7 protein-coding genes and 1 pseudogene are annotated in these 13430 nt (G+C 70.3%); 2 read left to right on the top strand and 6 right to left on the bottom strand.

Annotated features, from left to right (window positions below; genetic code table 11):
• Positions 1 to 18: 18 nt before the first annotated feature.
• The 4 genes from ACGFIV_RS24375 to ACGFIV_RS24390 form a co-directional block, all read right to left on the bottom strand.
• Positions 19 to 1281, bottom strand: coding sequence for a hypothetical protein (locus ACGFIV_RS24375; RefSeq protein ID WP_358558850.1), 1263 nt, complete (start codon positions 1279 to 1281; stop codon positions 19 to 21).
• Positions 1278 to 3311 carry a serine O-acetyltransferase EpsC gene (gene epsC / locus ACGFIV_RS24380; RefSeq protein ID WP_358558848.1) on the bottom strand — a complete coding sequence of 678 codons (2034 nt, stop codon included), beginning with the start codon at positions 3309 to 3311 and terminating at the stop codon, positions 1278 to 1280. Before epsC ends, ACGFIV_RS24375 begins: the two co-directional genes overlap by 4 nt.
• On the bottom strand, positions 3311 to 3535 hold the full coding sequence (locus tag ACGFIV_RS24385) for a tautomerase family protein (RefSeq protein ID WP_358558846.1): 225 nt from the start codon (positions 3533 to 3535) through the stop codon (positions 3311 to 3313). Before ACGFIV_RS24385 ends, epsC begins: the two co-directional genes overlap by 1 nt.
• A 69-nt stretch (positions 3536 to 3604) precedes the next feature.
• Positions 3605 to 7525 carry an amino acid adenylation domain-containing protein gene (locus ACGFIV_RS24390; RefSeq protein ID WP_392837795.1) on the bottom strand — a complete coding sequence of 1307 codons (3921 nt, stop codon included), beginning with the start codon at positions 7523 to 7525 and terminating at the stop codon, positions 3605 to 3607.
• 518 nt (positions 7526 to 8043) lie between these two features.
• Between ACGFIV_RS24390 and thrS the strand changes: the two are divergent.
• Together thrS and ACGFIV_RS24400 are read left to right on the top strand one after the other, a co-directional pair.
• Positions 8044 to 9321, top strand: a pseudogene (gene thrS / locus ACGFIV_RS24395) (threonine--tRNA ligase); the annotation flags it as partial.
• Positions 9322 to 9396: 75 nt separating this feature from the next.
• Positions 9397 to 10155 carry an FMN-binding negative transcriptional regulator gene (locus tag ACGFIV_RS24400; protein WP_358558842.1) on the top strand — a complete coding sequence of 253 codons (759 nt, stop codon included), beginning with the start codon at positions 9397 to 9399 and terminating at the stop codon, positions 10153 to 10155.
• A 59-nt stretch (positions 10156 to 10214) separates the two neighbouring features.
• On the opposite strand, the gene pepN is transcribed toward ACGFIV_RS24400, so the two are convergent.
• Together pepN and ACGFIV_RS24410 are read right to left on the bottom strand one after the other, a co-directional pair.
• Positions 10215 to 12755: an aminopeptidase N gene (gene pepN / locus ACGFIV_RS24405; RefSeq protein WP_392837798.1), complete on the bottom strand. Its 2541-nt coding sequence runs from the start codon at positions 12753 to 12755 to the stop codon at positions 10215 to 10217.
• Between the two features lie 75 nt (positions 12756 to 12830).
• Positions 12831 to 13241 carry a hypothetical protein gene (locus ACGFIV_RS24410; protein ID WP_358558838.1) on the bottom strand — a complete coding sequence of 137 codons (411 nt, stop codon included), beginning with the start codon at positions 13239 to 13241 and terminating at the stop codon, positions 12831 to 12833.
• Between the last annotated feature and the right edge of the window lie 189 nt (positions 13242 to 13430).

Below are 13430 nucleotides of genomic sequence, written 5' to 3' on the forward strand. Positions count from 1 at the left end.
CCTGCGTGGACGGGCGTCTCACGACGGTACCGCCACGACCCGCACCTGTTCCTCCAGCCGCGCGCCGAGCGAGCGCAACCTGCGCTCGCACTCCGCGCGCGTGGGGGCCGAGGCGATGACGACGGTCAGGAAGTCGGCCGAGCCCGCAGCGGGCGGGACCACCTGGCCCGTGCGGGCGTAGAGCCAGAAGTGCTCCACCCAGGGTTCCTGCGGGGCGTCGGGCAGCGAGTGGATCAGTCCCGGCCGCTTCATCATCAGCACCTGACCGGCCATGCGCGCCGGCTTCGGCCGCCGCCCGGAACGCACGACCTGCTCCACGTCGGGCAACGACAGGCCGAGCTGGGCACGGATGGAGTTCTCGGCGAGGTTGACCCCGAACAGGGTGTGGAAGACCTCGCGGATCTTCCCGCCGCCGGACCGGCAGGCGATCTCGCACAGCACCAGCCGGTCGTCCGGCGTGTGGAAGATCTCCGCGTGGAAGGCGTGGTCACGCAGGTGCCCACCGGGCAGGCGCAGCGCCGCGAGCGTCTGGTCGGTCAGCTCCAGGAGGCGGTCGGTGAGCGGGTCGTCCGGGTCGAGTGCCAGGTCGACCCGGGAACCGGGATCGCTGCCGAAGGAGGCGAGCTCGTACTGGTACTGGGACGGCCAGACCAGCACGGTCTCGCCGTTCACCACCAGCCCGTCCACATGGCACATCCGGCCGGGGATGTACGCCTCCAGCAGCAGGTCGTCGCGCGGCGAACCGTACGCCTCGGCGAGGAAGTCCGTCAGGGCGTCCCGGTCGCGCAGGATGCGCAGGCCGATGGAGTTGAAGCTGGTCCTGTTCTTGAACACCAGGGGGAACCCGTGGACTTCGGCGAAGGCCAGCACGTCCGCCTCGGTGCGCGGCACGGTGTGCGGCGCGACCTCCACGCCGGCCCGTACGGCGTGTTCCTTCATCAGGGCCTTGTCGCGGAACGGCAGCACGTCGGCGGCCCGGGGGCCGGGCAGCCCGAGTCGCTCGCGCAGGGTGGCCACGCGCAGCACGTCGGCCTCGTGCTCCCCGATCAGGTGCGTGGTGCCGTACTCGGCGGCGAGCCGTACGACCCGCTCGGCCACCTGTTCGTCGTCGTCGAAGGTCTCCAGGTGCGTGTAGCCGAGGTTCCCCACCGGCACCTGCTCGCCGAACGGCTCGAACCTGTCGCGGGCGGCGAGGATCACCACCGGGCCCTCGTAGTCGCGCAGCCAGCGGTGGTAGGGGAACGGCTCCAGGGGGCTGCGGTGCACGATGAGGACGCTCATGCCCGTACCCCCGCCGGTGATCCGGCCTCGGCCACGTTCGCGAGCCAGACGCGCCCGTCCTCGCCCGCCACCCAGATCCGGATGGTCTCGTCGATGACCTCAGCGCCGCGCCGGATCGCCGCGGTCGTGTCGGAGGCGGTGACCGCGACCAGGCCGAGCCGGTCCCAGTTGTCGCGTATGGCGTGGACCGTGTCCCCGGGTTTGGCGGTGATGCGCACAGCCAGCACGCCGTCCTGCGCCGCGGCGTTCTCGGCGCCCTCGACCGACTCGACCCGTCCGGGCCCGCTGACCAGGAACCGTACGCTCGCCCCGGCATGCGCCTCCGGCCGGTCGGGCAGCTCGGCGACCAGCCCGAACGGCCAGCCCAGCGCGTACTCGGTCAGGTCGACGCCGTAGGCGCCGCGCACCAGCTCCGGAATCGCGTCGCCGGCGATGCGGTTGTGGCTCTCGATGATCACCGGGCCGCGCTCGCCGATCCTCAGCTCGGTGTGCGTGACGCCGTCCCGGAGCCCGATCAGGTCCAGGAAGCGGCTCAGGCTCGCGCGGATCTCCTCCTGCGCCGGTTCCTCCAGCCGGGCAGGTATGGCGTGGCCGAGCTCGGCGAAGCGATCGGCGTGCACGAACTTCTCGGTGATCGCCACGACGACGTGGCGGCCAGCGAAGCTGAACGCCTCGACGCTGAACTCCGGTCCCTCGACGTACTCCTCCATGAGGAAGTCCTGCAGCAGGTACATCGTCGAGACGCGGTCGGTCCGCGTGCCGCGCAGGCCCTCGACCGTGGTCCAGATCCGCTCGGCGTCCTCGGGGCCGCCGACCCGGAAGACGCCGATGCCGGCGGTCGCGTCGGTTGGCTTGACGATGAACGGGTAGCCGTGGGCGGCTCCGAAGGAGTCCAGGTCCTCGCGCCGCAGGAGCGGCGCGGCGGCCACCGCGGACGGATCGCGCTCCGCCAGGTGCCGGCGCATGGCGAGCTTGTCGCGCAGCCTCCTGGTGACCTCGTAGCCGGTGCCGTCCAGCCCGAACAGGTCGTTGACCCGCCCCGCGTTCTCCAGCCCGGGCTCGGTGATGGAGACCGCGACGCGGAACCCCGGCTCCTCCCGCAACTCCCTGGCGACGGGCTCGACGGCCGCCCAGTCGGTGTAGTCCACGACGCGGAGGACGTCGGCGAGCTCCTCCTGCTCGGAGCTGACCTTGCTGGGGTGCTGGAGCAACAGGACGCTCAGGCCGAGTTCCTTGGCCTTGCGTACGGTCTCATCGGTGGCACCGACTATCAGGACCGTGCTGTCCGGATTCATCGATCCATTCCTTTCGTCGGGTGGTCGGGACAGGGGGGCTCGGGCGGCGAGCGGATCGGCGATGGGGAGCGAAATGCCACTCGGGAGCGGGTCGGCGGCGGGGGCGAGCGGATCGGGGGCGGCGGCGAGCGGGGCGGCGGCGGGCGTCGGGGTTGTGCGGCGGGGGGACACGGCCCCCAGCGGGGCGAGGGCGCGCGCGCCGGCGGGCACGTCCCCGAGGACGAGCGCACGCGCCCCGACGACGGCGTCGTCTCCCACGTGTACGGGCCCGAGAACGGTCGCGCCGACACCCAGCACCACGCGGGCGCCGATCACCGGGTGCCGCCGTTCCCCCGCGGCACGCCGTTTGTCGCGCCACCAGCCGACCGCCCCCAGGGTTACCTGGTGGTAGAGGGTCACGTCGTCGCCCACGACGGCGGTCTCCCCGACCACCACGGCCGCGCCGTGGTCGACGAACACCCTCCGCCCGAGCACCGCGCCGGGGTGGATCTCCACCCCGGTGATCCCGCGCGCGAGCAGCATCAGCAGCCGGGCCGGCAACCGCCGGCCGCGCCGGTACAGCGGGTGGGCTACCCGGTACAGCCACATCGCCGGAAGCACCGGGTGGAGCAACGCCTCCCGCCGGCTACGGACGGACGGATCGCGCTCGGCGATCGTCCGCAGGTCCTCCCCCAGGAGGCGCAGCAGCCCCGGCGGCCCTTCTCCGCGCGGCGTCAGCGCTTGATCGTCGGTCATCAGTAGTTCGGCGTCTTACGCAGCAGGTGCTTGCGTCCGACGATCTCCGGCCCGTAGACCAGTCCGTCCCACTCTTCTGCCGCGACCGGTTCCAGAGCGATGGATATGACGCCCTCGTCGCATCCGAGGGCGTCCCGTACGGCTCCGCTCACCGCGGCGACCAGCGCGGCCTCCTGCTCGTCGCTCAACGGCTGCGGAAAGTACTTGATATTCACATGCGGCATCTTCCGCTCCTCGGTGTCCGCCTCGGCGGGTGGAACATCCTCCGGCCGACACGGGTTGTCGATGAAAATTCACGCGCCCAGCGCGTGACGTACGGTTCGCAGCAACTCGTCAAGGCCCGGCTCCTTGAGAAGGCTGTAGTGATCGGCTTCCAGATCGACGACGGCCGGCGGTTCCGAGAAATGCCCGTCGCCGTTCTCGATGAACGACGGTTCGTCGCCCCTGGCTTTCAGTATCGTGATCGGAGCGTTTATCCGCCGCTCCGCCGGATCCCCGGGGTGATATTTCATCTGATACGTCCGGCGTACGGTCCGGACTATTCTTCGCACCAGATCGGGGTCGAGCCCCCCGAAATTCGCCCCGACGAACGACACGAATCCGTCCTCGTCCTCGACCTCCTTCAGGCAGGCGTCGAGCAGCGGCCCGTCGATGCCTCCGGCGAAGACCGAGAAGAGAATGGTCAGGTATTTACGGTTGGTGTAGACGGGTTCGTCGCCGCCGCCGGGCTCGTCGCCCGCCCGGACCCGCGGCGACCCTGGGGCGATGAGCACGAGGCTCTCGACCTGCTCACCCATCTGTTCGAGCTGCCGGGCCGCCTCGAAGGCGACGCGCGCGCCGAAGGAGTACCCCCAGAGCATGTACGGCCCCTCAGGCTGGAGCCGCTTGATGGCCCTGACATCCTCCGCGGCCATTTCTTGGACGGTGGAATACGGAACCTCGTCTTCATTGATCCCGTGGGCCTGCACACCATAGAAAGGCCGGTCGACGCCTGTCTTTTCCGCCAGCGGCCTGAGGTTCATGGTATAGCCGCCCAGACCGGGCCAACAATAGATGGGATTCTTCGATCCTGCGGTCTTCAGCCCGACCAGACGCGATGAAGGCCTCGCGCCGTCGGCGTCGACCTCGATCAGGAGTTTCTCCACGGTCGGAGACGTGAACACCACCTGCATCGGGAGCGAACACTGGAACTCGTCGTTGATTCTACTGACGAGCGCCATCGCGATCAGCGAGTTTCCCCCGGACAAGAAGAAGTCGTCCCGGACCGAGACCTTCTCCCGCTTCAGCACCCTTCCCCAGACGCGAGCGATGCGTTCCTCGTCCTTCGTCCGGGGAGCGACGAAAGGCTCGTCGGAGGAGACGGCGTCGGCCAGGTCCCACGCTTCCAGCGCCCTAGAGTCGATCTTCCCGTTCGCCGTGCGCGGCAGCCTGTCGAGGATCACGACCCTGTTCGGCAGCATGTAGTCCGGCAGGAAACCGATCAGATCATCTCTGATCATCTCCGTCGGACCCCTCATGTGGACGGAGTCCTCCTTCATCCCCGTGCTCAGCACCTGCTCGTCGCTGACGCGACCGCCGACGGCGAAGTAGAACGGGCCAGGTTCTCCGCCGCAGGCGCGCAGGATGCTCTCCATCCGCCGCGCCGACGGCAGGTCGTGGCCCGTCCTGGAGCCATAACCGGAGGGCATGAAGCCGAAGCCCAGGTCGTTCATCTGCAGGCGGTGGAGCTTCCGGCCGAGGTCGAGGTAGCCGAGCCAGTGCGGGCCCGGTCTCCCGACCAGCGCGATCCCGAAGGCGGACCGCTGGTAGACCTGCTGGTTGATGGCCACGACATGCTTTCTCAGGATCATGTCGTCGGAGACCCCGCGCAGGTCGCCGTCCACGTACCGGTAGAGCCCCCCGGCCAGCCCCGCCACCTTTCCGGGGTGGGCCTGCACGTAGACGTCGAGCGAGTCCGCGGGCCTCGGCCCGGCGTACGGCACCGCCTCGAACGTGCCGAGATAGTCGTCCTCGTCCGCGCACTCAAGCTGTTCCTTCGTCTCGGGCGCGTAGCCGAGGGCCCTGATGTCGAGACCGTGGTCGGGGAGGATCTCCTCGAACAGGCCGACCATGTGGCCGGCCTCCATTTCGAGGACCTCGCGGACGTTCTTCTTGTAGATCGGCTCGATCGCCCGCCGCTTCCCCATGAAGTGGATCTTCAGGTGCGGGGCCGGCTCGGCCGGCTTCTCCCGGATCAGGATCAGCTGATGCCGTACGGGGTGGTAGTAGTGGAATCCGGGCCGCACGCCGTCGAGGCCGTTGATCTCCAGGTACATCTGCGTCGCGTAGAGGGATCCGGGGGAGGCGTAGCCGTACTTCGGCAGCAGCCGGTCGTCACTGGAGAACTGCCCGAAATATCGGAGGATCTCCCCGAGCTCGGCGAGGCCCAGCGTGGAAAGGCCACGCGGACGGGCACCCGCGCCGCTCCTTCCGAGCAGGCGGACTATGTCGTCCTTCGTGACCTCGCCGCCCTCGAAGAAGCGGTAGGTCTTGCGGGCGAAGACCCGCGCGCGCTGCTCCTCGGTCGGTGTCCTGCCGGGGAGGTCGGCCACCGCCTTGCCCCTGGTCTCCGCGTCGTCCCGGCACCCCCCGTCGGACAACTGCGCGAGCACCTGGAGCCTGCTCTCCTTCGACAGGTGGTGGGTGCCGTGGTCGCCCTGGTCCATCAGGGCCGCTTCCTTCGGATTCAGCTCGACGTAGGCGACAAGGTGCTGGAAGCCGGTGACGGGGTCGTCCTTGACGACGACCGCCGCGTTCCGCACCCAGTCGTGGCCCTCGATGCCCAGCCTGATCTCGTCCAGCTCGATCCGGAAACCCCGCAGCTTCACCTGGTTGTCGACGCGGCCGACGAACTGCAGGGTGCCGTCGGCGTTCCAGTAGGCGAGGTCACCGGTCCGGTAGAGCCGGGAGGACCCGCGATCCGTGTAGAACGGGTTGTCGACGAACCTCTCCGCGGTCAGGTCGGGCCGGTGCAGGTAGCCCCGCGCGAGCTGGACCCCGCCGATGTACAGCTCGCCGACCTCGCCGGGGGCGACCGGCCGCCGATCACCGTCGAGAACGTAGAACTGGGTGTCGTACGCGGGCGTGCCTATCGAGATCGTCTGGCCGCCGTCCGCGACGGAGTCCCGGTCGACGGTGAAGCTGGAGGAGTTGATGGTGCACTCGGTCGGCCCGTACAGGTTGACCAGCTCACAGCCGGGCAGCACGTCCAGGCAGCGCAGCGCGAGGGGCCGGGAAAGGGCCTCCCCACCGCTGAAGAGCTGGGTGAGCGACGTGCACTCCCCCAGCCGCTCGGTGTCCAGCAGCGCCTGCAGCAGGGTCGGGACGCACTGCAACGTGGTCACGCCGTGGGCCACGACGGTGTCGACGAGCCGTTCGGGGTCACGGTAGACGCCGGGGCCGCCCATGACGACCGTGCTGCCGCAGGCGGGGGCCAGGATCTCCCACTGCGCCGCGTCGAAGCTCATGGGGGTCTTCTGCAGGACGACCCGGTCCCGGTCGATCCGGTGGACGGTGTTCAGCCACCGCATCTGGTGGACGATGGCGCGGTGCTCGATCACCACCCCTTTGGGCTTGCCCGTGCTGCCGGAGGTGTAGACGACGTACGCCGCGTCGCCGGGGTCGATGCCGCTGCCACCCCCGGGGGCGCCGCTCGATTCTGGCGACAGCGCGTCCGGCGCGTCCAGGACGACTATCCGCGTTCCCCGCGGTGCCAGCTCCGTCAGCCGCCCCACGAGCCCCCGCTGGGTGAGGATGACCTCGGTGCGGGAGTCCTCGATGATGTAGCGCAGCCGCTCCTCGGGATAATCGGGGGAGAGCGGCAGGTAGGCGCCACCGGAGCACAGGATTCCCCACACGCCCGTCATCAGCTCGATCGACGGCTCGACGAACACGCCGATGCAGTCGTCGACGGCCACGCCGAGACGCCGCAGGTGGGCGGCCAGGTCCGCGCTGCGCTCAGCGAGCTCGCGGTAGGTGAGGCGCTCGTCGCCGTAGACGCACGCCGTACGGTCCGGCTGTGCCCGCACGTGCTCCCAGAGCAGTTCCGGCAGGCATTCTTCGCCGGGAAGCCGGGTTCGTCTCCCGTCGATCTCCCCGGCGACCAGGTCCCCTCTGTCCGGCGCCATCGGGCGTACGGCCTCGCCGCTCGCTGCGATGGCACCCTGCGTTTTCACCTGGTGAATATCGTCAAGGCTCACATGGCCTCCTCGTTCTGATGGCGCAGGGGCGGGTTCCGCCGCTCACGAAGCGTGCGGGCCGTAGTCCACACCTCGGTTCGCCGGGAGGCCTGACCACGGCCGGCCCCCCGGCCGCCTCGCCATCCGAGGCAGGCCGAACGGGCGCGTCACCGCATCGGCGACAGCGTCCAATTCGGCACGCAACTTCCTAAGTGTGGACATGCGGATCATCGTGGACGGCCTCCGACTCGGCCCGCATCTTCCTGAGTGCGGAATTTCGCCGTCCGGAAGGCTCCCCTGCCACAGGTCCTGCCGGCGTGCCTCGACGGGCCGGGCAACTCGGGCTCACCAGGTGGTCGGCGGTGAGGCCGAGGGACGTGTTGACGACACCTGTGGGGGTCGCCACGTGTCTGCTAGCGTTGCGGGCATGAAGCGCGCTGCTGTGACGACGACGCCGGAGAGTGTCCCGGCGCGCTGACAGATGACTTAGTCGAAGCCCCGGGGCGAGTGCCCCGGGGCTTCGCCGTCTGGTCACTCGCCTCACCATCCGCGAGGAGACCACGATGCACGATCACCGCAAGCTCGGCCGCGAGCTGGGTCTGTTCGACACCGACCCCCTGATCGGCGCTGGGCTGCCGTACTGGTTGCCCGCCGGTGCGACCGTACGGCACACCCTTGAGGAGTACATCCGCGGCGCCGAGCGCCGGGCGGGCTACCAGCATGTGTACTCGCCCGTTCTGGGCAAGCGGGAGCTGTACGAGATCTCCGGGCACTGGTCGCACTACAGCGACGACATGTTCCCCCCGATGGATCTCGGCGGCGAGCAGGTCGTGCTGCGGCCGAGCCTGTGCCCGCACCACGCGCTGATGTACCGCTCCCGTTCTCACAGCTACCGGGAGCTGCCCCTGCGGATGGCCGAGCTGGGAGGCATGTACCGCGCGGAGTTGTCAGGGGTGCTCGGCGGGCTGACCCGCGTACGGGCGATCCAGCTCAATGACGCGCACATCTTCTGCACCCTGGACCAGGTGGCCGACGAGGCGCGGGCGGCGCTGGAGCTGATCCGCCGGGCGTACGGCGCTCTCGGCATCCGCCCGGCCCGCTACCGGCTGTCCCTGCCGGGGCCGGGGGGCAAGTACGTCGCCGCCCCTGACATGTGGGAACGGGCCACCGCCCTGCTGACCGACGTCCTCGACCGTTCCGGTGTCGCCTACGAGGCCGCGGAAGGGGAGGCGGCGTTCTACGGCCCGAAGATCGACGTCCAGATCGCCGACAGCGCCGGCCGCGAGGCCACCCTGTCCACCGTGCAGGTCGACTTCCACCAGCCCGAGCGGTTCGATCTGCACTACATCGGCCAGGACGGCGCCAGACACCGGCCGGTCATGGTGCACCGCAGCATCATCGGCAGCGTGGAGAGGGCCGTCGCGCACCTCATCGAGCAGCACGGCGGCGCCTTCCCCGCCTGGCTCGCCCCCACCCAGCTGGTGGTCCTCCCGATCTCCGAGGCGGAGATGCCGCAGGCCGGCGGGCTCGTCCAGCGGTGCGCCGGCCGGGGACTGCGCGCGGAGATCGCCGGGCCGGAGCACGGCACCCTGGGCGCCCGCGTCCGGGCGGCCCGGCTCGTGCCGTACCAGGCGGTGATCGGCGCCAAGGAGGCCGCCGACGACCAGGTCGCCGTGCGTCTGCGTGACGGGCGCCGCCTGGACGTCCTGCCCGCCTCCGAGGTCCTGGCCCGCATCGGCGCCCTCGTCGACGCTCACAGCACCGATCTGTGGGACACCGATACCCACGCGTAGAACCGGCCGGGCAGCACCTGGGTCCGGCGCCTCGTCCGGCGTGGTCACGGATGGGCAGGGGCCGAGCATGAACCGATGGCCACCTTCGGCTCCTCGCGCTGTGAGGCGGTGGTCGCTGCGGCCCGTGCCACGCTCGGTGACGCGGAAGCATGCGAGAGCATGGGATTCCCGCGTCGCCCGATCGGAGTGATCATGTACGTCCCCCAGCACTTCTCCGCGCCCGACCTCCCGTCCGTCCATGAGCTTCTCGACCGCTCGGGAGCCTCGGATCTGATCACCTGGACCCCTCGCGGGATCATGGCGACCTTGCTTCCGTTCGTGTTCGACCCGGCCGCCGGGGAGCAGGGCGCTCTGCTGGGGCACCTGGCCAGGAACAACGAGCAGTGGCGCCACGGCTCGGACGCCGAGGCCCTGGTCATCGTGCGGGGACCCGACGCGTACGTCACCCCGTCGTGGTACGCCGCCAAGCGTGAGCACGGGCGCGTCGTCCCGACCTGGAACTACGTCACCGCGCACGTCTACGGCAGGCTCGTCACCCACGACGACCCCGACTGGACCGAGTCGCTCGTGAGGCGCCTCACCGGCAAGCACGAGTCGGCCCGGCCGGAGCCGTGGTCGGTGGACGACGCGCCCGAAGCCTTCATCAAGGGACAGCTACGCGCGATCGTCGGCGTGGAGGTCGTCATCACGCGGATCGAGGCGAAGTGGAAGCTCAGCCAGAACCGCGGCTCCGCCGACATCGACGGCGTCGCCACGGGACTGCTCGCCGGGACCGGGCAGGACCACCTGGTCGCGGAGGCCATGCGCGAGGCCGAGCGGCGAACCGCGGGCTGAGCACGACCGGGCCGTCACAAAGCTTGGGTACCTCCGGCCGCGGAGCGTCCGAGGTACCTCTACAAGGCGTCGCGCGCCTGGGTGCGGAGCGTGCGGGCCAGTTCGTCGCGGCCCTCCAGTACGAGCCGGCGCAGCCAGCCCGGCGGCTCGGCGCTCGCGAGGTAGTCGTCGGTGCGCGCGATGGTCTCCTGTGACACCACCCTCAACGGGTACGCCGCCCTCGCGAACGCCTGGGTGAACTCGCTCGGCCACCGGCCCACGACCGACTCAAGGACCGCGAAGTACCTGTCGACATAGGGCACGAGCAGCTCGGCGTGGTCAGGCTCGCGGAAGCCGTCGAGGGTCGCGCCGAGGATCGCGGTGGACAGCTCGCCCGAGACGATCCGCCGCCACGCCTCGGCCTTGCCTTCCGGGGTTCCGATCGCCGCCCGGCAGGCCGCGGCGCTGCGCTGGCCGCCCGCGGTGGCGTCCCTGCCCAGCTCGGCGTCGATCTCGGCGTGACCTGCCCGGCCGTGGACGACCAGCCGCCGCAGCAGCGCCCATCGCAGGTCGGTGTCCACCGCCAGCCCCGGCAGCTCGGCCGACCCGTCGAGGTGCCCGGCCACCACCTCAAGGTGCTCGGGGGCGCCGGCGAGCGTGGCGAACGCCTGCACGTAGGCCAGTTGCCCCTCGCCGCCCGGCTCGGCGGCCTCGGCCAGGCCGAGCAGGCCGCCGGCGAGCGCGCGCAGGCAGCTCGCCCGCCCCGCCGGGTCGGTGTGCTGCCGGGCCGCCACACGCGCCTGCTCCAGCAGTGTCCGCACGATCGAGGCGACGCGAATCGAGCCCACGCCGGACAGCACCAGCGAGACGTAGTCGCGGGCGGGCAGCTCGGCGTCGCGCACCATGTCCCAGGCGATCGTCCAGCACACCGCCTGCGCCAGCGGATCGGCGATCTCCCCGATCGCGGACACCATGGTGCGCAGCGAATGCGGGTCGAGCCGTACCTTGGCGTAGGTCAGGTCGTCGTCGTTGAGCAGCAGCAGATCGGGCCGCGTCTCACCGAGGAGCTCGCCGACCTCGGTGCGCTCGCCCGCGATGTCCAGCTCGACGCGCCGCCGCCGCGCAAGGCCGGTCGGCCCCCGCTCGTACAACCCGATCGCGATGCGGTGCGAGCGCAGCGTCGGGTGGGCGGCGGGCGCGGACTGCAGTACGGCGAACGAGGTGAACCGTCCGTCCGCGTCGAGGTCGAACGCGGGGCGCAGCGTGTTCGGCCCCTCGGTCTCTAGCCACTCGCTCGACCAGCCGGCGAGGCTGCGGCCGGACTCCTCCTCCAGCGCCTTGAGCAGGTCGGCGAGGGTGGTGCTGCCCCAGGCGTGCCGCTGGAAGTACCGGCGCAGGCCCCCCATGAAGTCGTCGAAGCCGATCGCGGCTACCAGTTGCTTGAGCACCGAGGCGCCCTTCTGGTACGTGATCGCGTCGAAGTTCACCTCCATGGCCCTGATGTCGATGATGTCGGCGGCGATCGGATGGGTCGACGGCAACTGGTCCTGCCGGCAGGCGTGGGCCTTGTAGCTGTCGGCGAAGGTCGCCCATGCCCCGGTCCAGCGGGTGGAGGAGACCTGGGCGAGCGTCGCGGCGTAGGTGGCGAAGGACTCGTTCAGCCAGAGGTCGTCCCACCACCGCATGGTGACCAGGTCGCCGAACCACATGTGCGCCATCTCGTGCAGGATCGTGTTGGCCCTGCGCTCGTACACGGCGTCGGTGACCTTGGACCGGAAGACGTACTCCTCCTTGAAGGTCACGCAGCCGGGGTTCTCCATCGCGCCGAAGTTGGTCTCGGGCACGAACAGCTGGTCGTACTTGCCGAACGGGTACGGCAGCCGGAAGGCCCGCTGGTAGAAGTCGAGGCCTCTCCGGGTGACGTCGAAGATGGCCTCGGCGTCCAGATGCCCGGCGAGCGAGGCCCGGCAGAACACCCGCATGGGGATGCGCTGCCCGTCAGGCCCGAGGTACTCCCCCGCCACCCCGTGGTACGGCCCGGCGACCACCGCGCCGATGTAGGTCGGCAGCGGCGGCGTCGGGGGAAAGTGCCAGCGCCGCGCGTCGCCGAGCGGCTCGCACGCGGACTCGGCCGTGTTGGAGACGACCTCCCAGCCGACCGGCGCGACCACGGTGAACTGGAACGTCGCCTTGAGATCGGGCTGGTCGAAGCAGGCGAACACGCGCTGCGCGTCGGCGGTGGCGAACTGGCTGTGCAGGTAGACCTCGCCGTCGACGGGATCGGTGAAGCGGTGCAGCCCCTGCCCGGTGTGCGAGTACGCGCAGTCGGCGGCCACCCGCAGCTCGTTCTCCCCGGCGAGGCGGGGCAGCGGGATCCGCCCGGTCTCCGGGTCGTACAGCCCGGGGTCGATCGCGGTCCCGTTGAGGACCACCTCGCCCACCTCGGCGTCCACCAGGTCGCAGAACACCTCGGCCCCCGGCTCGGCGCAGCGGAACCGCACCAGGGTGGTGGATCTGAACCGATCGGGACCCGTCGTCAGGTCGAGCTCGACCTCGTAGGAGTCGACCGTCAGCAGTCGCGTGCGCTCCAGCGCCTCATCGCGTGTCAGATTCCCAGCCACGCGGCCACCCTAGCCGCAGGCCGCTCGCCCCACCGCCCAGCCGGTCACGCCTCCCGGCGCCGGGGACCCATCCGGTCATCGGCCGGTGCTTCGGCGCCTGAGCGAGGCCGCGAGCCACGCGACAAGGCCGACTCCGCAGAAGGCGGCCGGGAACAACAACAGCGCGCCCACGGCCCACGGGCCGCTGTCGTCTGACGTCGCGGCGTCGAGGGTCCAGGACGCCCACATGACGCCCCCGATCACGAGCGTGCCGATGACGGGATGGCCACGCCACCCGGCGAAAGCGGCGAGGATCGCAAGGACGATGACCAGCCCGGCTATCTGCCACGCCTCGTAGGGACCGCTGACGCCGCCGTCCGGGCCGACGTCCCTTTCTCGGTGCCACCCGAGCCACGCGAGGTGGTTCACCAGGGTCGCCGCCGCCAGGAGCACCCCGATCGCGGCCCTCCCCAGAAGGCGATGCCCGCGCCGACCTCCGTCGCTCATCACGGCTCGCTCTCTTCCGGCACCGGGGGATGAGGCCGTCAAGGTCATCGGGAGAGACCGTCACGGCCTTGGTCGTCGAAGCATATAGAGGGTCGGGTCAGACATCCCTGGAGCTGGGCTGTCAAGCGGCAAAATCGTTCTGTCGGTGTGACCAGGCGGTTGCTTGGTCGTAGGGGGTGTGTGTTTTGA

The organism is Sphaerisporangium sp. NPDC049003 (assembly GCF_043197795.1).
Lineage (GTDB): Bacteria > Actinomycetota > Actinomycetes > Streptosporangiales > Streptosporangiaceae > Sphaerisporangium.